Raw genomic sequence first — 24,702 nt, 5'->3', positions numbered from 1 at the left:
GTTGAATTGAGGGTCGTGCAAGAGTTCTGTGCATTGCCCCAACTAGAAGGATGTTGCGATGCCAGCCCCGATTGTCCAAATTGATTATGACCTGATCAAGCAGGTTGCCCAGCGATTTCAGCGCCAAACCGAGCAAGTCCAAACGATTCGCCTGCAAATTCAACAGGTTGCTGAGCCGTTAATTGCTGGGGCCTGGCAAGGCGCTGCGGCAACGGCTTTTGCTAACGAATATCAAACCGAACTACTGCCCGCGTTGCAACGCTTAACGCTTGTTTTGAGCACCGCCAAGCAAATCAGCCTTGAATTGAGCGGCGTGTTGCACGAAGCTGAACGCGAAGCCGCTAGCTTGTTTCGAGCCGAAGTGGTGCTCAATCAAACAACTGATCAGGTAGGCAAATATAAAGAAGCCTATCTCGAAATTAGCGAAATGCGCCCAGTTGAGGGTGAATTATATTTAGCTGGCGGGGCTGATATGCGCCAAGGTATCCACCCCAGCGATGCTGATCAAGGCCAGATTGGTAATTGTTTTGTGGTGGCTTCGCTGGCGGCGGTGGCCCAAAATAACCCCGATGTGATTCGCAATGCGATTGAAGATAATGGCGATGGCACCTATACCGTCACGTTTTATCAGCGTGAAGCTGATACGCGCTTTAATCGTTTAAATAATTGGTTTGATAATGGCTTTGATCCGGTGAAAATCACCGTGACTGCTGAATTTCCAGTGCTGGCTGATGGCACGCAGCCCTACATCCACGAAAATCAAGAAGTATTGGATGGCAAACGCGAATTATGGCCAGCGATTATGGAAAAAGCCTACGCCCAATTTTTGAGTCAAAGCAGCAATCCAATTGATATGTATAGCACGCTCAACAAAGGTGGCAACCCTGCCGATGTGCTAGAGGCGATTACTGGTCAACGTAGCGTGATTAACGAGCCTCAAACCTACAGCATTCATCAACTAGCCACGATGCATAATAATCAGCAGGCGATTATCTTTGGCACGCCTAATCCAAGCGATCCAAGTGTTAATCAACCAGCGTTTATCAATAAACAACTGCAACCGAAGCATGCCTACTATGTGAGCCATATCGATCAACAGCGCAATCGGGTGACCTTGCGCAATCCATGGTCGTGGGATGAACCACCAGTCACCGTCGATTATGCTGATCTTGAGCAGGTGTTTAATGTTGTTATAACCAATCCAATTGATTAATTGGCGGGGGTTGCATGCGTTTTTGCTGCTTATTGGGCTGGATTATCGTGTTATTGATGGGTTGTCAGGCCAAGCAAGATCCGTTGGCCGACCCAGAACAGGAAACTTCAATGTTAGCGATTGATCAAGCAACCGTGGTGACCTTGCGCGAAGGCACAGATTTGCATATCGAAGGCTTGAATCTTGGTGTTTTGCAAATTTTATATGCTGCTGATCAGCCGCAGCAACCAATTGGTGTGCGCATTCGCTTTTTAACCAAGCCAGCGATTTTTAATTATCACACCAAATTAATGCTTGATCAGACGATTACGGTCGCAAATTATCAAGTGCAATTGTTGTCAATCGAGCAAAATTCAATTCAAGTGGCCATTCGTTTAACCGCTGAACAAGCGCCTATTTTGCCAATTGAAGCCCTTGGTCAAGAACAATTATTGATTGCGCCTGCCAATAGTAGCGTTGGCGATGGTTATCTGACAATTACAATTGGTGATTATGACCCTGCCAATGCCCAAGTTGAATTGAGTTTTTGGGTTAGCAGCAGCGTGCCAGAATTAAAACAAACTGCAACACTTGGTCAAGTGATTGAATATCAAGGCTATCGCGTGCGGGTTTTGTGGCTACCCAACGCCGCCTATCCTATGGTTGCGCTTGGCTTGCAAGCCGAATAAGCTCAACCCAATCTGTTAAGCCTGACGAGTGGGCAGAAATATGCTACAATATGCGCTGATGTTTAACTTTGAGGTGACATAATCCACGATGGCACGCACTACTCGCGCGATTCCACAACGTACACTTTCTGCTGAAGATCGGGCTACATTTGAGCGGATGGCTGAGAGTATCCGTTCGTTGGTTGGAGTGCACATTAATCAACAGCCTGGGCGTTTTATGTTGGATACGCGGATTATGCTCGATTTGGTGCGTTTTCCGGTGATGCGTCCGACTGGTGGACGGGTGACGTGGGGCGGCTATTTTACCTATTCGCCAACCTATGCCTCATTAACCCCCGAACAACGTTGGAATTATATTGCTTGGTTGGCTGGCGATGAGAGCGGAGCGATTCAGCTCTTTCGAATTATGCGGCTCTATGCCTTGTGTGCTGAATTAACCACCACCCGCCGCGATGAAGCAATTAGCGCTATGCGTCAGTTGTACGATTCGAGCACCAATGATGCGGTGGCCCAAAGCTCAATTGGCAATGTGCTAACCTTGGCCTATGCCGCTTCGCAACCTGAATTATTGGGCGAATGGCTCACGCTCTACACTCCCTCAAATGCAATTCCTGCTGATGTGTTGATTCGTTGTTTTGCCTTAGCCTCGATTGAAGCTAGTGGCCCATTGTTGTTTGATATTGCCTCACGCTGTAATTTCAAGCTTGGCCGTGGCTTAGGTGGCAAACGCGCCGCGATCGAGCAAGCCATGCGCGATATTGCTGAACGCTGGGGCGAACGCCATCAAACTACCGTCATTCGCACCATGGTCGAGCAAACCCCAACCATGCCCGTAGCCTTGAACTACAGCGATACCTTGGTGATGTGGGTTGCTCGCGCGTTAGAGCTTTCCCAAGGCGTATTTTTATTCGATCGCTCTGATGCAGCGAGTTTTATTCGTGGTTTAGCCGCTGCCGCTCAGGAGCAAGTGCGCTCGAACAAAAAAGGTAGCACCCCGCTCGATGGCCTTGAATTGCTCGATGGCATTCTCAAGGGCGATGGCGGTGTGGTGCAATTCGACCTCTCTGGCTCGGCTGAATATGTGATGACCGAGGAAGAAGAGGCCATCCTAGAGCAAAAATTGACGCGAATTCAAAAAGTGCCTGGGGTCAAAATCGTCAAAAACGAGTGGGATGTTTTTTCCTACTGGAGTGGCCGCCAAAACACCTCGCCCGATGCTGTGCTGATTCGCACGCTGTCGATTAAGCAACCAAGCTCACCAGAACCCTGGAATGCTCCAACCCCACCAACCTATGCCGTTGCTTCCTACAAAACCCTTACGCCTGAACAACGCTGGTGGTATTTGGATTGGCTGGCAGGTGAGGATGTTAAGCCCTTGGATGTTTTTTGGGCGGTGCGTTTCAAAGGCCTAGAGGCATCATTTGCCCGCTTATCACCTCAAAAAGCCCAAGAACAAACCGATTCTTGGTTTGACGAACGCGATCCACGCTTGCTTAAACATAACATCGTGGGCATGCTCGAAACGATTTTCGACCAAACAACCGATGAATCGTTGATGCGGGCTGGGTTGGATTTGCTCATGCCACTGTATAGCGATTTTGGCGATGTCGAACGGGCAACCGCTGCCTTCAATCGCACGCCAATGAACCCTGACCAAGCGACGCGCCTGTTAGAATTGCTTTGGAATACGGGGGGGGTGGTTGATGGTCGTGGTTTGTTGTATGTAGCACGGGTTGGCGGTTTCAACCATACCCCATTAACCCGCGAATGCTTCGACCAAATTGCTGAACGCGCCGAGCAATTGATCAACGAATGGGAAATGGATAACGGCCCATTGAGTGATTTGCCAATTGTCAATTTTAGCTATACCCGCTCTAAGCGGCGAGTGGTCAGTGCGGTTAGTGTTGCCGCCGATGTGGCGCGTCAAGCCCAAGAAGAAATTAAGGCCCAACGCCGTTCGGCTCCACGAACTGCCCGGATGAGCGCCGAGGAAATCGAGGCCGAACAAGCTGAATTAGCTGAATTGCCAACCAATGCCGGCGATGGGCCAGCTGAGGCGATTTATGTCCAACTGGCCAGCGATCCGCAGTTGGTTGAACTTTATTTGAGTTATGGAGCCAACGCCTTGGATCAAGGTCGGCCAACTGAGGCAGTGGCCTTTTTGCGCCGCGCCGCCGAACTCGACCCACGCAGCCATGCCAGCTTATTGTTGCCATTGGCGCGTTTACGCCTAAGCGAAGCTGCTCACGACCCGAAGCCGAATCAGTAGAAAATAGGTTTTTACCAATGGATGAATTACGTCGCCAGCGTTATCTTGAGATTCTGGCCAGCCTGCCTGAGCCAACCTTTGAGCTTGAGCAGCTTGTCCAAGCATTGCCTGAGATTGACCAGCCTGAAGTTGAAGCTGATCTCTTGCATTTAGGCTTTGAGTTAGATGAGCATTTGATTCGAGCTGATTTTGAATCGGCATTAACGCCCAATACGCGAACTACCCGCCCGCAAATTCCGGTAGCTGCGCCGCCACGCTTGCAGGCCTTGCCGCCAATTTTGGGCGAATTGCGTTTTCGCCCACCAACCGATGGCGAACGTGCTCGCTTGCTCAGTGGCCACGTTACTCCAGCTGATCGTTGGTCGGTGCGCGAACAGGCCGAGCACTATACCCTCAAAGGTGGCTTTGACCATCTACTTTCGCTCGAATATGCAGCGATTGATGCAAAAGAATATCAATTGCGGGCTGTACGGCGGGTTTTGGGCGAAATGCATGGCAATGCGATTTTGGCCGATGAAGTTGGCTTGGGTAAGACGATCGAAGCAGGCTTGATCATCAAAGAATATCACTTGCGCGAAATGATTCGCACTTGTTTGATTTTAACCCCTGCCCCACTCTCTGAGCAATGGCTCGAAGAAATGCACGATAAATTTGGCATGAATTTTCATCGTTTAGGCGATGATAGTGATATTGCCCAATATCCTTTGGTGGTTGGATCGATCGATCGGGCGAAAGGAGCCTATCGTAAAGCCCTAACCGATCGTACTTGGGATATGTTGGTGATCGATGAATGTCATATGCTCAAAAATCACCGCACTGGGCGTTATAAATTTGTTTTCAATTTAAACCGTAAGCATTGTTTGTTGCTCTCAGCAACGCCTGTTCAAAACGAGCTGCGCGAATTATATAATTTGATTACGGTTGCGCGGCCTGGCCATCTCAAAGGGCCACGCCAATTTCAAAAATTGTTTATGGAAGATCGTCGCCATGCTCGTAATGTTGAACATTTACGCGCTTTGCTCAATGAAGTGATGATTCGCAACCGCCGTTCAAATACTTTGACTGAGTTGCCACCACGCTTAATCCACCATCATGAAATTGAATTGACCGATGATGAGCACGATTTTCACGATGCAATGGTGCGTTTCTGCAAACATATCTATCAACGTTATGTTGAAGGTGATATTGTTTTGCAAAGCATCGATGGCAAAGTTGTAGTCTCAAAATTGGTGTTGGTGCTGATGACCTTGCTCAAGGAAATGACTTCGAGTCCTCGTGCGGTTGGTCATACCTTGCGTGGCGCGATGTCGGCGCGTTTGGGCAAGATGGATGCTGCTGATAATGGCGAATTAGAACGTTTGCTCAACATCGTCGATGAGATGCAGATTCCATCCAAAGCTCGTTCATTACTCAAAATTATCAAAAACGATGATAGCAAAATCATCGTCTATACCGAGTTTGTGGCAACACTTGAATTCCTGCGCGATTTCTTGGTTGATCACGGAGTTGAATCGGTGCTGTTCCACGGCGGCCTGAGCGGGATGCAAAAACGTAATGCAGTTGAGCGTTTCCGTGATGGCAAGGCTCAAGTTTTTCTTTCAACCGAAAGCGGTGGTCAAGGGCTTAACTTACAATTTTGCCATCGCTTGGTAAATTACGACTTGCCATGGAATCCAATGCGGATCGAGCAACGGATCGGTCGGGTGCATCGTTATGGTCAGGAACGGCCCGTTGAAATTTATACCTTGATTTTACGCGGTACAATCGAAGAATATATTTTACATGTGCTGACTGGTAAAATCGATATGTTCCAAACCGTGATTGGCGAAATTGATGCAATGCTTTCGTTTATGCACGAACAACAAAGCCTTGAAGTACGCATAACTGATATTATTTTGCATTCCAAGAGTTTTGATGAAATTCGTGCTCAAATGGAGCAGCTTGGCGAAGAGTTACGCAAAGCCAACGATACGCTCAATGAAGCCGAAAAAACCAATGCCGCCTTATTGGATAGTGTGTTGGGTTAGGGATTGGGGATCGGTTGTTGGGGATCGGGAATCGGAACCTAAGGTTTAACGCAGAGGCGCAGAGCATCTACCTTATCGGAGATATAAGTAGCTCCATTATTCCTAGCCGCCGATCCCTAACAACCGATCCCCAGTAAAGGAATGATAATGTTTACTGGAATTGTTGAAGAAATTGGCACAATTTTGGTCGCGAATACGGGCCTAGAGCGCGATAATACGCTGCGGATTGGCTGTAAGTTGGCGACTAGTGATGCTCAATTGGGCGATAGCATTGCGGTCAATGGGGTTTGTTTGACCGTAACCGCCTTTGAAGCCGATTGGTTTGAGGTTGGTTTGGCTCCTGAAACTTTGCGCCGCACCAATTTGGGGCAACTCAAGCTTGGCAGTTCGGTCAATTTGGAGCGAGCGTTGGCGGCGGGGCGGCGTATGGGCGGCCATTATGTGCAAGGCCACGTCGATGGTACTGGCGAAATTATCGCGATCGAACCCGATGGCGAATCTAAGGCGATCACGATTCGGGTTGCTCCAAGTTTGATGCGCTATATCGTCGAAAAAGGCTTTATCGCAGTTGATGGCACGAGTTTGACGATCACGCGCACCACCGATGATAGCTTTGGCTTGGCAATTATTGCCCATACTCAGGCTTGGGCGATTATCGGCCAGCAGCAGGTTGGCGATACGGTCAATATCGAAGTTGATATTTTGGCCAAATATGTTGAAAATATTGTGCGCTTTGACCGAAAAATGCTCGCCGAGTAAACCGCGCTCGAAATTAGTTGGAATAACTCGATGATGTACAACGATTATGCCCGTTACTATGATGACGGGCAACTCCATTTTAGCGTCTTGATGTTTGATTATTTGCAGCGGGTGCTGGAGCGTCATCCCGTTCCTGGCCGTTCGATGATCGATTTAGCCTGCGGTACAGGAACGTTGGCGTTATTACACGCCGATTTGGGCTGGGATGTGTTGGGGATCGATGCCTCGCGTGAGATGCTGAAGGTAGCTCAACGCAAAGCCCGTGGTGATCTGACCCAACAACGCTCAATTCGTTTTCGGCGTGCCGATATGCGTGATTGGCAGGTGAGCCAGCCAGTTCAACTGGTTACTTGTTTTTACGATAGCCTCAATTATTTGCTTGAAGAAGCTGATTTGGCTGCGACTTTTGCATGTGTTGCGGCAGCGCTTGAAGCTGGCGGACGCTGGATTTTCGATATTAACACGCCCTATTTTTTAGAGCATGTTTGGCAGCCAGTCGAAGTTGATGAACGAGATGGCTATGTTCACATTATGCATTCAGAATTTGAGCCAGAACGTTGTATTTCGTGGTTGCAATTAACAGGTTTTGCCCAACGAACTGATAGCCTGTTTGAACGATTTAGCGAGCAACATGCTGAACGCGGTTATAGCCAAGCCACATTAGAGCAACTTTTACAGGCAAACGGGTTTACAATAGAGGCCGTGTACGATTGTTTCGTGCTGACTGAACCGACCCCGATCAGTCATCGGTGGTTGTGGGTGTGTACCAAACAATGAGCGTTCTCATTGTCACAAAGGAGTGGAAGCTATGCCGTTGGCAAGCATCGAAGAAGCACTGCAAGATTATGCAGCCGGAAAAATGGTGATCATCGTAGACGATGAAGATCGCGAAAACGAGGGTGATCTCGCGTGTGCTGCCCAGTTTGTTACGCCACAGGCAATTAATTTTATGGCTAAAGAAGGCCGTGGGCTGATCTGTTTGGCCATTACTGGTCAGCGTCTCGACGAGTTGGAAATTCCAATGATGGTGACCTCGAATAACTCCAAGTTTGGCACCAATTTCACGGTGTCGATCGAGGCCGCTCAAGGCGTAACCACCGGAATTTCAGCCTATGATCGAGCGCATACCATCCAAACCGTGATCAATCCAAACTCCAAACCCAGCGATATTTCGCGGCCTGGCCATGTGTTTCCTTTACGTGCTGCCGAGGGTGGCGTATTGCGGCGGGTTGGTCAAACCGAGGCCTCGGTCGATATGTCACGGTTGGCGGGTTTGTATCCAGCTGGCGTGATTTGCGAAATTATGAACGACGATGGCACGATGGCTCGCATGCCTGACCTTGAGATTTTCGCCGAAAAGCATGATCTCAAAATTATCAGCGTTGAGCAATTGATTCGCTTTCGTCGTGAGCGTGAATTTCTAGTTACGCGCACTGCCGAAGCGCGTTTGCCAACCGCCTATGGCGAATTTCAAATCGTCTCATATGAGAGCAAAATCAATACGCCTGATCTGCAAGCCAAGGAAGCAGTGGCCTTGATTATGGGCGATATTTCAACTGACGAGCCAGTGTTGGTGCGGGTGCACTCCGAATGTTTAACTGGCGATGCCTTTGGCTCATTGCGTTGCGATTGCGGCCCACAGCTTGAAAAAGCCATGCAACGAATTGCCCAGGAAGGCCGTGGCGTGTTGCTGTATTTGCGCCAAGAAGGCCGTGGAATTGGCTTGACCAACAAAATTCGCGCCTATATGCTGCAAGATCAAGGCTTGGATACGGTTGAAGCCAACGAGCGCTTAGGTTTTCCTGCTGATTTACGCGATTACGGCTTGGGAGCACAAATGCTGGCCGATTTGGGTCTGCGCGATTTACGCCTACTCACCAATAATCCCAAAAAGATCATTGGCTTTGAAGGCTATGGTTTGCATGTGGTTGAACAATTGCCCTTGGAAACTGACCCCAACACTGAAAACCAAGCCTATCTGCGCACCAAGCGCGAACGCATGGGCCATACGTTGTCGAATTTGAACCAGGCCGAATAGACTTATAACCATGCCAGCCGCCGTTCGCGCATGCTGACCCAACGTGCTTGACCGATCACCAGATGGTCAAGCACGTCGATATCGAGCAATTGCCCAGCCTGAATCAGTTGCTTGGTGACCAAAATATCATCGGGTGAGGGCGTTGGATCGCCGCTAGGGTGATTATGTACCACAATAATTGCCGCCGCATTCAGGCGAATTGGCTCACGAAAGACCTCGGCAATCCGCACGCTAGCGCTATTTAACGAGCCAATTGTCACGTTTTCAATTTTCAGCACATGGTTTTTGGTATTGAGAATCACCACCCGCAGATGCTCCTTGTCCAGATGGCTCATTTCAACTTGCAATAATCCCACCACATCGGCTGGCGAGGTGATTTGCAAGGGCTGATTGGGCGCTGCGAGCAACAAGCGCCGCCCAATTTCGAGGGCTGCTTTGATATGCGCAGCTTTAGCTTCGCCCATGCCACGTACTCGACATAAATCACTGAATTCGATTTTTTGTAGACCATGCCAGCCGCCATGCTCGCGCAGCAATAATTGGGCTAGCTGAATCACGTTCATTCCCTGCACGCCAACCCGCAGCAAAATCGCCAAAATCTCAGCATCAGACAGCGCTTGTGGCCCAAAGTCGCGCAGGCGTTCCCGTGGCTGTTCGCTGGAAGGTAATTCTTTAACTGAGATAAAATAGTTGCTCATATGCTTAAACTCGCACTAAAATGGTTGCTAGAGTAGAGCCACAACTGTGGCAAATTTGGCATGGATGTTCAAGCATTTGGCAAAATTGCCCAAAAGGTGTTGATAATGAGCAATGATCCAGCGGTTTTGGCTCGCCGAAACCATGAATTGATGATTTTGAACCAAATTGCCGAGGCGTTGAATCGGAGTACGCAGCTTGATCAGGCTTTGCAAACCGTTTTAGAATTAGTGGCTGAGTTGTTGGGCTTGCATACAGGTTGGGTTTGGCTGTTGCGCGAGGATCAAACGACCCATTATTTGGCCGCCGCCTATCATCTGCCGCCTGTGTTGTGCCACCCCCAAGCCTTAGAAGACGATTGTTATTGCTTGGAGCGTTTTCGCGATGATGATTTGGAACGGGCTGCCAACATTAGCGTGATTCGTTGCACGCGCTTGCGCCATGTTCCGCAAGGCACCGAGGTGCGTTTTCACTCGTCAATTCCGTTGATGGCCCATGGGCGCAAGCTTGGGGTGTTTAATGTGGCTAGCCCTGATTGGTGTGAATTGAGCGCTGATGATTTGCGTTTGTTGCACACCGTCGGTGATTTGCTGAGCATGGCGATTGAACGCACCCGCCTATTTGAACGCTCGCTCAGCTTGGGTGCGGTTGAAGAGCGTAACCGGATTGCCCGCGAAATTCACGATACTTTGGCCCAAGGCTTAACTGCGGTGTTATTGCAACTTGAAACTGCCGATGCCCTATTTGAAACTGGAGCAACCGAGCGTGGCCGGGCCAAAATTCAGCAAGCGCTACAATGGACGCGCTATAATCTTGATGAGGCGCGGCGTTCGGTGCTGGATCTGCGGGCGGCTCCGCTCGAAGGCCGTAGTTTGGTTGAAGCCTTGGCCACCTTGAAGCATGAGCATGACCCATTTAGCTTTGACGTGCAAACGATTGGCGCGTTGCAGCCGTTGCCCTTGCGGATCGAAGTCGGGTTGTTGCGAATTGTGCAAGAAGCCTTGAATAATGTGCGTCAGCATGCCCAAGCTAGCGCTGTGGTGATTGAATATCACGCTACGCCAACCCAGATTGAAATTTGCGTGCATGATGATGGCTGTGGCTTTGACCCAACTTTGCCCAAGCCCCAACATTTTGGCCTGATTGGCATGAATGAGCGTACTCGTTTGCTGAGCGGCAGCCTTGAAATCAAAAGTACCCTTGGCGCAGGGACTGAGGTTTGTATTGTTGTGCCACTGGGGAGTACCAAATGATCCGCATTTTGGTGGTTGATGATCATCCGGTGGTGCGTGAAGGCTTGGTGGCAATTCTCAGCACCCAAGCCGATTTTGCCGTGGTTGGCGAGGCTAGCGCTGGGCTGCAAGCTGTCGAATTGTGTCAGCAATTGCAACCTGATTTGGTATTACTCGACCTTGAGTTGCCTGATCTCGATGGAGTTGCGGTGCTTGAGCGGCTTGATTTGGCGGCAACCAACTTACGAGTGTTGGTATTTACCGCGTTTGATACCGATGAACGGATTATTGGCGCGGTGCGGGCTGGCGCTCAGGGCTATTTGCTCAAAGGCGCTCCGCGTGATGAATTATTTGCAGCAATTCGTTTGATTCATGCTGGTGGCTCGACGCTGCACCCATTAATTGCCTCGAAATTGTTGCGCCAAGTGCAGCGCGATACAACCTTGGTTGAATTAACGCCGCGTGAGCATGAAGTATTGCAGCATTTAGCCCAAGGCTTTGCTAATAAGCAAATTGCCTACCAACTGAATATTACCGAACGCACAGTTAAATTTCATCTGAATAGTATTTTTCAAAAGCTTGGGGCACATAATCGCACCGAGGCTGTGGCAATTGCCTATGAACGCCAATTAATTTAGTAGGTTAATTCGATGACTCCAACTCGTTATCAAATTCCGGCAGCTGAGCATGAATTTGAACAAGATATCAAACATTCACGCTTTATTGCGACGGTTGTGCATGCACCAAGTTTAGCTGAAGCCAAACAAGCGATTGCCACGATTGCCGCGCGTTATCCGGACGCAACCCATAATTGTTGGGCGTTTCAAATTGGGCTTGGCCCGCAAGCCGATATTGGCTCATCCGATGATGGTGAGCCTGCTGGCACGGCTGGTCGTCCGATGTTGCAAGTGTTGCAAGGCAGTGGTATTGGCGATATTGCAGCAGTCGTAACTCGCTATTTTGGCGGAATCAAATTAGGCAGTGGCGGCTTGGTTCGAGCATATAGCGGAACCTTACAAAAAGCCCTCAATGATTTACCAACCAAAGAGCAAGTCATTCGGCGCACTGGTATGGTGACGATTAATTACAATCAATACGAATTATTGCGGCGTTTGCTGAATACATTTGATCCTGTGATTGAAAGTGAAGATTTTGCCAGCGATATTACCTTGATGCTGGCATTGCCTCAAGATCGCTGGCAAGAATGTGCGGCGGCTATTCGTGAATTAACCTATGCTGAAAGCGAATTAATCGCGCTTGATGATTAAATGATTGGCGTTGTATGATCCATTTCAAAGTGGATATTTTGAAATTCGCCCTGATCAGGCCGATCATCGTAGATTTCGCTGGTTGGGAGCGAACGCCAAAATTGCTCGGCTCCAGCAATTGCGGGGTTGGTATGCAAATAAATCGTGCGATATGTGCCTTCGTGCAAAATCCAATCGCGGGTTAGGCTGACCAAACGGCGAGCCAAGCCAGCCCGCCGATGAGCTTGATCAACATAAACCCGCACAAGTTGGGCGGTTGCGGCATTGCTATAGCGTTCGACCAACCATTCTGGTTTGTAGGGTGGCTTAGGGCCGCCAGTTCGCACGGCGCATGTGCCGACAACCTCGTTGCTCGCGCCGACGACCGCCACAAACAACACTTGGCGGGGATTATCCAAATAGGCTTCGGCTAAATTATCAACATCAGCATGCCATTTGGTGATATAGCCATAGCCAAAATCGTGCTCAAATGTGCGCAACATCAACTGGCGTGCGCCAGCTAAATCGGCGGTGGTGGCTTCACGCAGCGTATAGATCCTATGCTCAAGGCTCATGCCAATACCTCATCCTAAATTAATTTTACTGATATATTATATCAATAAATGACCAACTAATTTGCCAAAAAATCTAATATGCGCTATAATACCGCTCGTTGCGCCGAGGTGGCGGAATGGCAGACGCTGAGGTCTTAAACATCTCTCCTCGCAAGGGGGTGCGGGTTCGACTCCCGCCCTCGGCACCAACCACAAGCCTGTTGATCACATCGATCAGCAGGCTTGTTGCATTTAATCGCTCAAAAAGCTTGAGGTTTGGTATACTAGCAACGGAGTTTTTTAGCCGAGGATCTGCTATGCGCCGTTGGATTTGGCTGTTGCTGCTTGTTGGTTTCTTGCCGCGAACTGCTGCTGCTCATAATTTGTGCTTTGTCGAAGTGAGCAACCCCTACTGTTTGGAAGAACCGTTCAGCGATTATTGGGAAGATAATGGCGGCCTGCCAGTATTTGGTTACCCAATTGCTGCTGCTAAAGCTGAAGCAAACCCTGATACTGGCATGAGCTACCATACCCAATGGCTCGAACGTAATCGTTTCGAGGTACACCCTGAGAATGCTGGCACGGCTTACGAGGTGCTGCTTGGTTTATTGGGCAAAGAACGCTTGCAACAACTTGCCCGCGAGGCTGACCCACGCGAGGCTGGGCCACAAGCAGGTTGTTTATGGTTTGAAGAAACTGGCCATAACGTTTGTGATCAGGCCAATGGGCTTGGTTTCAAAAGTTACTGGCAATCGCATGGTCTCAAAATTCCTGGCTTGGATACCTATGCCCGTTCGTTGCAATTGTTTGGTTTGCCTTTGACGGGCGTTAATATGGAAACCAACGCTAATGGCGATACGGTACAAACCCAATGGTTCGAGCGTGCGCGGCTCGAGTGGCATCCTAACAATCCTGATCAATTTAAGGTGTTGTTGGGATTGTTGGGCAAAGAAGTCTATGATAATCGCTGGAATATACCGCAACCAATGCCAACCCCAACGCCAATTGTCACGCCTACTCCCGCACCGCCACCACCATCATTTAATAATTGTCAGGCTGATCCAACCGTCGCTAGCAATTTCCCAGTGAGAATTGTCAGCGTGGATAAAGGTGCCGAAACTGTTGTGATTCAAAATGTGAGCAATGCGCCAGTGGCGATTGATGGCTGGAAAATCTGTAGCATTCGTGGCAATCAGTTGCATACAACCTTGGGTGGTAGCTTGGCTGCTGGCGAAACCCGCACGATTACTTCAACTGCAACAGGGCCAATTTGGAACAACAACGATGATGATGATGCTTCGTTGTATGATGCTGAAGGCCGTTTAATTTCATTTTTGGAAGATGAAAAAAGTTTGCCATAGTTGCTCTATCGCTTGATACTTGATCAAAACGACCCAACCAGCAACTTGGTTGGGTCGTTTTTTATGTGAGCGTGTGATCGATTAGTTCATCACGAGGGTTGCGATAAAGGCGAGATAGGTGATGCCGGCTAAGGCTGCGAGCAAACTGGCTAAGGTTGAGGCTCCGACGCTACGTAAAAAGATAAAGCCTGCAATCAAGATCCAAACCAGCGTATGGCCCCAGCGCAAAATCAAATAGCGAATGCTGGTGGTATCGCCTGGCACTTTATCGCTTGGCCAGACATACACAAAGATTGCCGCAATTACTAAAGCCAACATCGACCAAACCACCGAGGGAATGCCTAAAAATCGGGTGTTCACTTGGACTCCTTCACACTAAGGCTGCTCAGGTTGATTAACAAACGAGCCATACTACAGCTTTTGCCAAAAAACTGAGTCTTCATCAATTGGCTGCATGGTTACTTCTGCGCCAATTGATTCAAGATAATCATGCACGGCGTTGTAGCACTCTTCGAAGGTTGCATAATCATCAACAATCACATATCCACCTTGAGAAACTTTAGGATACAAGGCTTCTAAGGCATCATAGGTTGAATCATATAAGTCGCCATCAAGCCGTAAAAGCGCCAAATTGTCGATTGGGGCTTGATGTAGGGTATGGCAAAACCAGCCCTTGAGAAACTTAACCTGATCATCAAGTAGGCCGTATTGCTCGAAATGTTGGCGCACATCATCGTAAGCTGTGCCTTTCCAAAGCAGATCGAGAATGTCTTGGATGGGCTTGGGCGGTGGGCCATGCTGATCTTGGGGCAAGCCAGGCGATTCGGTTTCGCCGAGCAGGCCTTCCTCTTCGTTTTTGGGGAAGCCTTGAAACGAATCGGCGACCCAAACTGTGCGATCGTTGCAATTGTAGGCTTTGAGAATGCCACGCATAAAGATCGTCGCCCCGCCGCGCCAAACTCCCGTTTCGATCAAATCGCCTGGAATTTGTTTTTCGAGAATATCGGTGACCAAGCTTTGAATATTGTTAAGCCGATGCATGCTGAGCATGGTATGGGCTTGGCTGGGCCATTCATGGCCATTGAGCCGTTTTTCGCGGTCAAAGGTGCTATACGGGCCAGTGTAGGGCGCGTTAATACTGAATGGCTCATACACAATATTGCGTAAGGGCTGATCTTCATACACCAAGCCCATAATACAGCGCTTCAGTAGATCAAGATAAAGCTGGGCTGCTTCGTTCGCCATTGGTTGATAATCTCCCTTGCAAAAAATGCTGCTTATTTTGAACGACTTGGCGTTACGGTTTGTGCGCCAAATTGGTTAATAGCTCAATCACTCGTTCAGGGCCAGGTAGGGCTTGAATTTCGGCCTGAAAACGTTGGGCATTCTTGCGATAACGCGTGGTTTGTAGTAACTCACGCACGCTGGCCCGAATCGACTCAACCGAAAATTCAGGAACCCATTGGTCGAAAAATTCTTTGGGTTGCTTGGGCAAGCGTAAAACTTTGCCTAAACCAAGTTCGGCGGCTCGCATGGCTCCAGCAGGCTCCTCACCTGCAACAGGAATCATCAGCAATGGCATGCCATGGCTGATTGCCGCCATGATTGTGGCAAATGGACAGTGCGTTATAAATAAATCGCAATAGGGAAATAGCAATGCTTGAGGAATGTATTGCTCGATATAAACATTCGCAGGTTGGGGGCCAAACTGCGCCGGATCTTGCTTGGTTCCGACGGTCAAAATCAGGTTAATCGGCTCGTCGCGCAATGCCTCAAGAATCATTGGGAAGATCGTTGGTGTATCGAAAACTGAACTCATTGAGGCATAGACGGTTGGCCGATCAGGTAATTGGCTGACCCACGCTGGTAAATCGCCATCGCTAAACCGCGTAAAGCGCAATGGCCGCAACGATTCCATAGTTGGAATTTCCTTGGGCTGGAATGATGGCGGGGCAAAGGCTAAATATAACGACGGATAGAGCATATCCATGGTTGGGTAAGGGGCAAGGCCATAGGTACTGCGCAAATAGGCTAATTCTTCGCCAATCAACGATTCGAGCGCATGCGCCGAAAGAAAATAGCTAATGCTGATCGTCGCTTGGGGAATGCCCAAGATCTCAGCAGCCACACAACTGCCAAACTCAAAATCGTTGCGCACAATCAGATCTGGTTGCCATGTTTGGCAGATATTCAGCAAATCGGCAACCATGGGGTGGGCGGCGGCATCGGCAAAAATGCTGCCCAAAATTGCTTGGCCTTGCTCGGCAAACGGTAGCTCGAAAATTTCAGGAAACGTTTGATCCATTTCGGAGGAAAGCCAGTTTAAGCCAGCAGCGAAGGTGTTAAACCCTTTGGCATTGATGCTTGGTAACATCTTCGGTGATGTAGCAAAGGCAAGATCATGGCCAGCCTCTTGCAAAATTTGCGCGACTGGCAACATGGGGTTTAAATGACCTATTCCAGGATTGAGAACAAATAATGCACGCATGAGCGTTCCTTTCAGGCTTGGTGGCGGAATTTCCGCTGTGAACAATGCTGGTCGCTACCTTCCGCTGGGCTAAAAGCTTATCCTACCGAATTGGCTGAACTAAGCATAAGTTGGAGTTGTTGGTTGACATGCTGTTGTAGCTCGTGCTGCGATGGATTGTGTAAATAAAAATGATCGCCAGCCATAATCTGCACTAAACAATCATTGCTGGTATGGTTGCGCCATAATTCAAGTTGCTCGGCGGCAACACTTGGATCATCTTGCCCGCCATACACGACCATTGGGCAATCGAGTACAAGCGAGTCGTCGTACCCATAGGTTTCGCAGACGGCAAAATCGGCGCGTAAAATCGGAGTCAACAAGTCGAGCAATTCTGGGTGTTGCAACACCTCTTTGGGCGTGCCATTGAGCTGAATCAAGCGATCCCAAAATTGCTGATGCGGCAATTGATGAATCACGCTTTGGCGTGGAATATGCGGCGCAGCATGGCCCGAAACCAAGAGCACTTGCGGCTGGAGTTGATGATCCCGCTGCAAGCGCCGACTAAGTTCGTAGCTGACCAAAGCACCCATGCTATGGCCAAAAAAGGCGAATGGTTTTTCTTCCAGCAACGGTTTGATTGCTGGAATCAAATCATCAAGCACGTGCTCAATGCGTGTATAAGCTGGCTCCATGAAGCGTTTGCCACGGCCAGGCAGTTCGACAGCACAAATTTCTACATCCGCTGCGAGCTGTTGAGTCCACTGGTGGGCACGTTGTGCCGTGCCCCCAGCATAGTGAAAACAAAAGAGCCGCAGAGCGGCGTTAGGTTGCTTGCGCAACCACTCAATCCATAATGGCGATTTCATTTGATCCTTCATGGTGTGATGGTGTCAACGATGGATTTGCCGCAACGTTGTGTAACGCTACTGCGAGATGACTAGCCAAGATTGGCAACGATGGTTCGTTCAACAGGGTGTTGTGGGTGCCTGGAATGGTTTGGACTTGAATTTGGCCTGAGACAAACTGGCTCCAGCCTAAATCGGCCATGCGATAGGCCTCGTTCAGTTGGTCGTCGTGCTCGCCTGCCAAATCGGCGGCCCGTAAAACCAGCACATCATTGGGATAGTTAGCTGGCTGATAATTCCAAACTGCTTGCGAGTGGGTGCGGAAAGTGCTGACAAGGTGACGCAAACGCTGTAAGGTGTAGCTTTCGGGCAAGCCAAGATGTTGCTTGATAATGCTCAGCAATTCGTTCCAAACTGCTTCGCTGGCCTCAGCCTTGGGATCATCGATCCCTAAAATGTTGGCATCGACCCCAAGCATGGCGATCAACAGCTCCAAATCGGTTAATGTTGCTGGTGATGTGCCAGTTAGTTTGGCGGGCGTGTCGATCAAGGCTAGCAAGCTAACCGTTTCGCCTTGAGTCACTAATTGGCTGGCAATTTCAAAGGCAATCGAGCCACCCATCGACCAACCGCCAAGCAGATATGGCCCTTGCGGCTGAACCTGACGGATATCGCTGAGATAGCGTTGCGCCATAACCTTAATATTGTCAAGTGGCATTTCGGGATATTCCAAACCAAAGGCCTGCACCCCGTAGAATGGGCGTTGGGTGCCAAGCAATTGCGCCAAAGCGGCATAGACATTGGCCATTCCGCTCATTGGGTGAATACAAAAGAACGGCGCTGCTTGGCCTTGTGGTTGCAAACGTACCAACGACGATAATTCGCCTGCTTGTTCGGCGGTTTGGGCTTGCACCAGCTGGGCTAGCTCGGCAATCGTTGGGGCTTCGAATAAACTGCGCACGCCAATTGTGGTATGCACTTTTTCGGTGAGATGGGTGGCAACTTGTAATGCTAGTAGCGAATCGCCGCCCAACTCAAAGAAATTGTCGTGAATACCAATCAGCGGCACGCCTAATACTGCACCCCAAAGCGCGGTGATCATATGCTCAAGGTTGTTGCTGGGAGCCACATATTCGGTGGTCAGATTAGGGCGCTCGTAGCCTGGACTAGCCTCGGTTTGCTCGCTGCTTTCGGGCAAACTATAACCACCTTGGGCCGCTTCGAGCAAGGTCGGGCCTTGGGTTTCAGTGCTGGTAAATTGCTCAACCCAGTAGCGTTTGCGTTCGAAGGGATAGGTTGGCAGGGCCACGCGGCGACGCTTGATCTCGCTTAGTTTGGTCCAATCAATTGCTACGCCAGCCAGCCATAACCGCCCAACCGCAGTTAACAAACATTGGGTATCAGTTTGTTGATCTTGGGGATGGCGCATCGATTGCGCTACCACCCGTTCGGCTCCAAAGTTGGCTTGAGCGCGAGTTAAGGTTGTGAGGGTTTGGCCAGGCCCAACTTCGAGAAATAGATGAGCTGGATTTTGCAAAAGTTGGCTCATTCCAGCGCTAAATCGCACGGTCGATTGTAAATGCTCAGTCCAATAGTTTGGGTTTGACCATTGTTCATGGCTCATCCAAGCGCCAGTTACATTGGAAATATAGGGAATTATGGCTGGTTGCATGCTGATTGTCTGGGCAAAGGCGGCAAATTCGGCCACCATTGGCTTGAGCAAGCTAGAATGGGCTGCAACGCGAATCGGCAAGCGCCGATATTTGATTGCCCGCTGTTCTAGCTCAAGCTCAAGGGCTTGAATTGCTGCAATCGAGCCAGCCACAACCGAATGTTCAGGCCCATTGACTGCCGCTAGCGAAAGTTGTTCGCTGAGCAACGGCAAAACCTCAGCTTCAGCGAGGGCAATGTTGATCATCGCACCATCTTCAAGCTGATCCATCAAGCGGCCACGTAGCTCAACTAATTGCAAAGCCGCCTCAAGCGAGATCGAGCCAGCCAAATGGGCCGCCGTATATTCACCCAAGCTATGGCCAATCAAGGCGACAGGCTGGATGCCCCATGCCAGCCATAATTGAGCGAGGGCATACTCGCTGATAAAAATTGCCAACAAACTGTAGAGCATTGTCGCCAATTGTTGCTCATCAACTTTGGCGTTTTCGCTATAGACCAACTGGCGTAGATTGGCGCTGGTTTCAGGTTTAAGCATGGCCAAACAGCGTTCAACCGCTGCGCGGAAGATCGGCTGGGTTTGATAGAGTTCTTGGCCCATGCTGGGGTATTGCACGCCACCGCCAGGGAACATAAATACCACCGCAGGAGTCGCCGCGCTGACTTGGCTGCTGATCATGCGCTTATCACGTTGGCGCAAAATTTGGCTGGCCTCATCCAGCGAACGGCATAGCAGCACCCGCCGATGATTAAAGGCTTGGCGGCCAATTTGCAAGGTGTAGGCAACATCGGCTAAGGCTAGCTGTGGGTTAGCTTCAAGGTGCTCGGCCAGATTTTTGGTGGCCGCATTCAAGGTGGCCCGATTACGCCCCGAAATCACCAACATTTGCCAAGCGTCAGTTTCCTCGGTTGGTTCGAGCATGGGCGCTTCTTCAAGCACAACATGCGCATTCGTGCCGCCAATTCCAAATGAACTAACCCCCGCCCGCCGAATTGGCTGATCGCTTGGCCAATCACTTAATTGAGTGTTGACATAAAACGGCGAAGTTTCAAGCTCAAGTTGCGGATTGGGGGTTTGAAAATGTAAGCTGGCGGGAATTTTGTTGTGATGCAAGGCCAGCACGGTTTTTATCAAGCTGGTTACGCCCGCCGCAGTATCAAGATGCCCAAAATTGGATTTGACCGAGCCAAGCATACAAAACTGCGTTTTATCAGTTTGTTGACGGAAGGCCTTGGTTAAAGCGGCAACCTCGATTGGATCGCCGAGGGCGGTGGCCGTGCCGTGGGCTTCGATATAGGAAATTGTTGCTGGATCGACATCGGCCACCGCTTGGGCGGCCTGAATCACGGCGGCTTGCCCATCGATGCTCGGTGCGGTGTAGCCAATTTTGAGTGCACCATCGTTGTTGACGGCTGAGCCTTTGATTACCGCATAGATCGAATCGCCATCAGCCAAGGCATCGTCGAGCCGTTTTAAAACCACGATGCCTGCGCCGTTGCCGTTGAGTGTGCCTTGGGCTTGGGCATCGAACGTGCGGCAATGGCCGTCGGGGGTGAGAATGCCGCCTTCTTGGGCCAAATAGCCTTGATGTTGTGGCACGGTAATCGAAATTCCGCCAGCCAGCGCGATATCGCATTGGTAGCCCAATAGGCTTTGGCAGGCCAAATGGGTTGCAACCAATGAGGTTGAGCAGGCACTTTGCACGCTAAAACTTGGCCCACGCAAATTCAACTTATAGCTAACACGAGTGGGCAAAAAGTCTTTGTCATTGCCCATAATCAGCTGAAATAGATCGGGAATTGTGCCTCGGCCTTGTTGGCTGGCTAGGTTGCGCAGCAAGTAGGTATTGAGGCTTGAGCCAGCAAATACGCCGATCAAGCCGGGGTAGGTTGAGGCGTTGTAGCCTGCATGCTCCAAGGCTTGCCACGCACATTCCAGAAAAATTCGCTGCTGTGGATCGAGCAATTCGGCCTCGCGTGGCGAGTAGCCAAAAAAGGCTGCATCGAATAGCTCGACCCCTTCGAGCACCGAGCCAGCTTTGACATAGCGTGGATGAGCTAGTTGCTCAGGCGTAACGCCTGCGGCCAGCAATTGCTCGTCATCAAAAAAGCTAATGCCCTCGGCTCCAGCGCAAAGCTGCTGCCAAAAGCGATCTGTATCGGGAGCGCCAGCCCAGCGCCCCGCCAAACCTACCACAGCAATATCAAAATTGCCATCGGTTTCATCATAACTCATCGGTATATTCCTCTCTGCTAGCGGCGGCGACGTTGACGTTGCATAGCTTGGCGCTGTTGCTGCGCTCGATTGTCGCGATCAACAAAGGTTGAAGCTTGAGCCGATTGTTCGCTGCTCAAGTAAACCGCTAAACTTTGAATGGTTGGGTATTTGAATAAATCCAAGAGCACCAACTCGCGCCCCAAAAGCTCTTGCAAGCGGCTGTGTACTTGAACCATCGCCAGCGAATTGCCGCCAAGATCGAAGAAATTGGCTTGGGTGCTTAGGGCGGGCACATTTAATACTTCTTGCCAAAGTGTGGTCAAGGTTTGTTCAAGGTTGGTTTGCGGTGCAATATCGCCGCTATTGGTTGGATTTGGGCTGGGCGTATGCTCAGCTAGTTTGCGTTGATCGATCTTGCCGTTGGGCGTTAGCGGCATGCTTGGCAACACCACGAAGACACTAGGCACGGCAAATGCTGGCAGTTTTTGCTTGGCATAGGCTTGTAAATCTGCCGCTAAATCGTAGCTTGCTGGGGCTTGGCTGGTTCCTGCGGCGATTTGCAATTCGCTGAGGGCATTGCTGCTGGTGCTATTTGCCACAACATAGGCAATCAGCCGCGCCGTGCTGCTAGCGTGATCGTGCACCAACACCACGCTTTGCTCAACCGCTGAATGGGCATTCAGCAGGCTACTAATTTCGCCTAGCTCGATCCGATGGCCGCGTAATTTGATCTGCTGATCGATTCGTCCAACAAATTCAATTTGGCCATCAACCCGATAGCGGCCTAGATCGCCAGTGCGATACAGGCGTTGGCCTGGAGTTGCGCTAAATTGGTTGGGGATAAAGCGCTCGGCGGTCAGATCGGGCCGTTTCAGATAGCCGCGAGCCACGCCAACTCCGCCAACATAGATTTCGCCAATTACGCCAACTGGCACGATTTGCTGCTGTTGATCGAGCAAATAGACTTGTAAATTGGCTAGTGGTCGGCCAATCGGTGGCGTACCTACCAGATTTGGCTCAAGCTGAGTCAAGCTCGCGCAAACCGTAGTTTCGCTTGGCCCATAGGCATTGATCAAATTGCGCTCAACTGCCCAGCGTTGCACAACCTCGTTGCTCGAAGCCTCGCCAGCAGCAATTACTGTGGTCAAACTGGGAGCTTGATCAGCTGAAAGCACTGCCAATAACGATGGTGGCAAGGTTGCTACCGTAATGTTGTGTTGACGAATCAATGCCAGCACATCGGTTCCGGCGGCTAGACCACCTGCAGGCATGAGTACCAAACTTGCGCCTGAAGCCAACGCCATGCCAATCTCGGAGATCGCTGCATCGAAGCTGAACGAAGCAAATTGCAACACCCGACTTGCTGAGGTTACCCCAAAGCCGGCAATTTGGGCTGTTACCAAATTGGTTAAGCCTTGCTGGCTTGCCATCACGCCTTTGGGCTGGCCAGTTGAGCCAGAGGTATAGACGATATAGGCCAAATTGGCGGGCTGAACAACACTGACAAGATTTTGGCTTGGCTCACTGCCATCACAAATCGTCGCCAGATCAAGCACGGTTAAATCGGCCTGCTTGAGTTGTTGCACTTTTTCGAGCAAATGGCTTTGGGTCAAAACCAGTGCTGCTTGCGAATCGTTGAGCATCCAAGCCAAGCGCTCGTTGGGATAAGCTGGATCAAGTGGGATATATGCGCCGCCAGCTTTGAGCGTGGCCAACAACGCCACCACCATCGCAATTGAGCGATCGCAACAAATGCCAACCAAACGTTCGGGGCCAACACCTTGGGCTTGCAACCGATAAGCCAATTGATTGGCACGCTGATTAAGTTCGTGGTAGCTGAGCACCTGATCTTCGCCAATTAGGGCAATTGCCTCAGGTGTTTTGGCAACTTGGGCCTCAAAAAGTTGGGCAAACGTAAGCTGCTCAGGGTAGGCTTGGCTGGTGGTGTTCCAAGTAGTGATAATTTGGGTTTGCTCAGCCGCCGTGAGCATTGCCAATTGTGAAAGTTTGGTTTGCGGTTGTTGATTGATGCTGCTAAGCAATGTGACATAATGTTGACTCATACGCTCGATCGTGCTGGCATCGAATAGATCAATGTTGTATTCAATTGTTGCGCGTAAACCCTGCTCAAACTCAAACATCGACAGTGTGAGATCGAATTTTGAAGGGCTAGCCACATCTTCCAAAATATCGAAGGCTGAATGCTGGCCCCCCATCGAAACGTTTTGTAGCACAAACAACACCTGAAATAGCGCTGAACGGCTAAGATCGCGGGTTGGTTGCAGGGCATCGACCAGCATTTCAAACGGCAAATCTTGGTGGGCGTAGGCTCCCAGCGCGACTTCACGCACATGCTCCAGCAAATCGAGGAAGTTTGGATCATCGGCGCATTTAACGCGCAGCACCAAGGTATTGACGAAAAATCCAATTAGATCTTCCAACTCGCGCCGATTGCGGTTGGCGATCGGCGAACCAACAATGATGTCGTTTTGGCCGCTGTAGCGATGCAATAAGCTGACCCATGCACTGAGCAACAGCATAAATAAGGTTGCTTGATGTTGCTGGCTGAGGTGATTGAGTTGGTTGGTAAGCTCGGTGCTGATCCAAAAGGTGTGGCGACCGCCTTTGAAGGTTTGAATGGCTGGACGCGGGCGATCGGTTGGCAAGGCCAGCACAGGCAATTCACCAGCAAGCTGGTTTTTCCAATAGCTGAGTTGTTGATCGAGGGTTGCGCCTTGTAACCATTCGCGTTGCCAAGCAGCAAAATCGGCATATTGCAAGGCCAATGGTGCAAATTGCGGCAACGGCTGCTGGTTTTCCAAGGCCGTAAAAATCGCCTCAAATTCTTGGATAAAGATCTTGACTGACCATGCATCAAAAGCAATGTGATGAATGATTAGCAATAAAAGATGCTCGTTGGGACTGATGCGTAGCAAATTGGCCCGAAACAGTTGATCATGACGCAAATCAAACGGGCGCTCTGTTTCAGCTTGCATAAACTGATGCACGGCGGCTTCACGCTCGCTTGAGGTTAATTCGCTTAGATCAACAAGCGGCATTTCGACGCTTTCCAAGGCCATAATTGATTGCTGAGGAAGGCCATCGACCATGCTAAAACTGGCGCGTAATGGCTCATGGCGTTGGGAAATCGCGGTCAAACACTGGGTCAAAATGCTCGGCAATTCAGGGTAAACGCCGCGAATCAGAATTGGAATCGAAATATTGTATAAAGCCGCGTTGGGCTGAAGTTGCTCGATGAGCCAGAGCCGTTGTTGGGCAAACGACAACGGATAGCTGCTTTGATCAAGCCTTGGCTGAATCTGTTGGGCGGCTTTATTGGCTTTGTCTTGAATTTTTTGCAAAAGTAAGGCCCGTTTGGCTGGCGAAAGTGCCGCTAAACGCTCAGAATAATCGCTCACAATCAAACCTCAACT

At 50.0% G+C, this 24,702-nt stretch carries 19 protein-coding genes and 1 tRNA gene; 12 read left to right on the top strand and 8 right to left on the bottom strand.

All coding sequences use genetic code 11. The annotated features are described in order from the left end of the window. The first annotated feature begins 58 nt into the window (after positions 1 to 58). From LCH85_03395 to LCH85_03365, 7 genes are all read left to right on the top strand, one after another. Positions 59 to 1,213 (top strand): WXG100 family type VII secretion target, encoded by a 1,155-nt coding sequence (locus tag LCH85_03395; GenBank protein ID MCA0351019.1) that lies wholly within the window; start codon positions 59 to 61, stop codon positions 1,211 to 1,213. Positions 1,214 to 1,227: 14 nt separating this feature from the next. Next, entirely contained in the window at positions 1,228 to 1,881 is a 654-nt protein-coding gene (locus LCH85_03390; GenBank protein ID MCA0351018.1) for a hypothetical protein, read from the top strand. A gap of 88 nt (positions 1,882 to 1,969) precedes the next feature. Beyond that, the gene (locus LCH85_03385; protein MCA0351017.1) at positions 1,970 to 4,150 is read left to right on the top strand and encodes a hypothetical protein; all 2,181 of its coding nucleotides are present in this window, start codon (positions 1,970 to 1,972) and stop codon (positions 4,148 to 4,150) included. 17 nt (positions 4,151 to 4,167) lie between these two features. Beyond that, positions 4,168 to 6,177 (top strand): DEAD/DEAH box helicase, encoded by a 2,010-nt coding sequence (locus LCH85_03380; GenBank protein ID MCA0351016.1) that lies wholly within the window; start codon positions 4,168 to 4,170, stop codon positions 6,175 to 6,177. A 147-nt stretch (positions 6,178 to 6,324) separates the two neighbouring features. Then, positions 6,325 to 6,936, top strand: a complete 612-nt coding sequence (locus tag LCH85_03375; GenBank protein ID MCA0351015.1) for a riboflavin synthase — start codon at positions 6,325 to 6,327, stop codon at positions 6,934 to 6,936. Positions 6,937 to 6,966: 30 nt separating this feature from the next. Next, positions 6,967 to 7,713, top strand: a complete 747-nt coding sequence (locus LCH85_03370; protein ID MCA0351014.1) for a class I SAM-dependent methyltransferase — start codon at positions 6,967 to 6,969, stop codon at positions 7,711 to 7,713. Between the two features lie 31 nt (positions 7,714 to 7,744). After that, complete coding sequence (locus LCH85_03365; GenBank protein MCA0351013.1) at positions 7,745 to 8,974, top strand: bifunctional 3,4-dihydroxy-2-butanone-4-phosphate synthase/GTP cyclohydrolase II; 1,230 nt, start codon at positions 7,745 to 7,747, stop codon at positions 8,972 to 8,974. Positions 8,975 to 8,976: 2 nt separating this feature from the next. On the opposite strand, the gene radC is transcribed toward LCH85_03365, so the two are convergent. Next, positions 8,977 to 9,672 (bottom strand): DNA repair protein RadC, encoded by a 696-nt coding sequence (gene radC / locus LCH85_03360; protein ID MCA0351012.1) that lies wholly within the window; start codon positions 9,670 to 9,672, stop codon positions 8,977 to 8,979. Between the two features lie 105 nt (positions 9,673 to 9,777). Here radC and LCH85_03355 point away from each other — a divergent pair, with 105 nt between their 5' ends. From LCH85_03355 to LCH85_03345, 3 genes are read left to right on the top strand one after another with little or no spacing between them, the layout of a single operon-like run. Then, complete coding sequence (locus LCH85_03355; GenBank protein MCA0351011.1) at positions 9,778 to 10,923, top strand: GAF domain-containing sensor histidine kinase; 1,146 nt, start codon at positions 9,778 to 9,780, stop codon at positions 10,921 to 10,923. Next, complete coding sequence (locus LCH85_03350) at positions 10,920 to 11,540, top strand: response regulator transcription factor (protein MCA0351010.1); 621 nt, start codon at positions 10,920 to 10,922, stop codon at positions 11,538 to 11,540. Before LCH85_03355 ends, LCH85_03350 begins: the two co-directional genes overlap by 4 nt. A 12-nt stretch (positions 11,541 to 11,552) precedes the next feature. Then, the gene (locus tag LCH85_03345) at positions 11,553 to 12,170 is read left to right on the top strand and encodes a YigZ family protein (GenBank protein MCA0351009.1); all 618 of its coding nucleotides are present in this window, start codon (positions 11,553 to 11,555) and stop codon (positions 12,168 to 12,170) included. Here LCH85_03345 and LCH85_03340 read toward each other — a convergent pair. Then, positions 12,167 to 12,724, bottom strand: coding sequence for a GNAT family N-acetyltransferase (locus tag LCH85_03340; GenBank protein MCA0351008.1), 558 nt, complete (start codon positions 12,722 to 12,724; stop codon positions 12,167 to 12,169). The genes LCH85_03345 and LCH85_03340 overlap by 4 nt on opposite strands. Before the next feature lie 102 nt (positions 12,725 to 12,826). Between LCH85_03340 and LCH85_03335 the strand changes: the two genes are divergently transcribed. Further along, a tRNA-Leu gene (locus LCH85_03335) sits at positions 12,827 to 12,912 on the top strand. A gap of 108 nt (positions 12,913 to 13,020) precedes the next feature. Next, positions 13,021 to 14,064, top strand: a complete 1,044-nt coding sequence (locus tag LCH85_03330) for a lamin tail domain-containing protein (GenBank protein MCA0351007.1) — start codon at positions 13,021 to 13,023, stop codon at positions 14,062 to 14,064. Positions 14,065 to 14,145: 81 nt separating this feature from the next. Here the strand turns inward: LCH85_03330 and LCH85_03325 are convergent, their stop codons facing one another. The 6 genes from LCH85_03325 to LCH85_03300 all read right to left on the bottom strand — a co-directional run bounded on the left by LCH85_03325 (position 14,146) and on the right by LCH85_03300 (position 24,687). Then, positions 14,146 to 14,424 carry a hypothetical protein gene (locus LCH85_03325; protein MCA0351006.1) on the bottom strand — a complete coding sequence of 93 codons (279 nt, stop codon included), beginning with the start codon at positions 14,422 to 14,424 and terminating at the stop codon, positions 14,146 to 14,148. A gap of 51 nt (positions 14,425 to 14,475) precedes the next feature. After that, the gene (locus LCH85_03320; protein MCA0351005.1) at positions 14,476 to 15,309 is read right to left on the bottom strand and encodes a TylF/MycF family methyltransferase; all 834 of its coding nucleotides are present in this window, start codon (positions 15,307 to 15,309) and stop codon (positions 14,476 to 14,478) included. A 52-nt stretch (positions 15,310 to 15,361) separates the two neighbouring features. After that, positions 15,362 to 16,552 carry a glycosyltransferase gene (locus tag LCH85_03315; GenBank protein MCA0351004.1) on the bottom strand — a complete coding sequence of 397 codons (1,191 nt, stop codon included), beginning with the start codon at positions 16,550 to 16,552 and terminating at the stop codon, positions 15,362 to 15,364. Positions 16,553 to 16,629: 77 nt separating this feature from the next. After that, complete coding sequence (locus LCH85_03310) at positions 16,630 to 17,400, bottom strand: alpha/beta fold hydrolase (GenBank protein ID MCA0351003.1); 771 nt, start codon at positions 17,398 to 17,400, stop codon at positions 16,630 to 16,632. Continuing rightward, complete coding sequence (locus LCH85_03305; protein MCA0351002.1) at positions 17,378 to 21,286, bottom strand: acyltransferase domain-containing protein; 3,909 nt, start codon at positions 21,284 to 21,286, stop codon at positions 17,378 to 17,380. The genes LCH85_03310 and LCH85_03305 overlap by 23 nt, the downstream gene beginning before the upstream one ends. A gap of 17 nt (positions 21,287 to 21,303) precedes the next feature. Continuing rightward, a complete protein-coding gene (locus LCH85_03300) occupies positions 21,304 to 24,687 on the bottom strand; it encodes an amino acid adenylation domain-containing protein (protein MCA0351001.1) in 3,384 nt (1,127 codons plus the stop codon). Positions 24,688 to 24,702: the final 15 nt, after the last annotated feature.

The sequence above is a fragment of the Chloroflexota bacterium genome (genome assembly GCA_020161265.1).
Taxonomy (GTDB): domain Bacteria; phylum Chloroflexota; class Chloroflexia; order Chloroflexales; family Herpetosiphonaceae; genus Herpetosiphon.
Note: the sequence above shows the minus strand (reverse complement) of the source record. Positions and strands in the feature narration are given on the sequence as shown.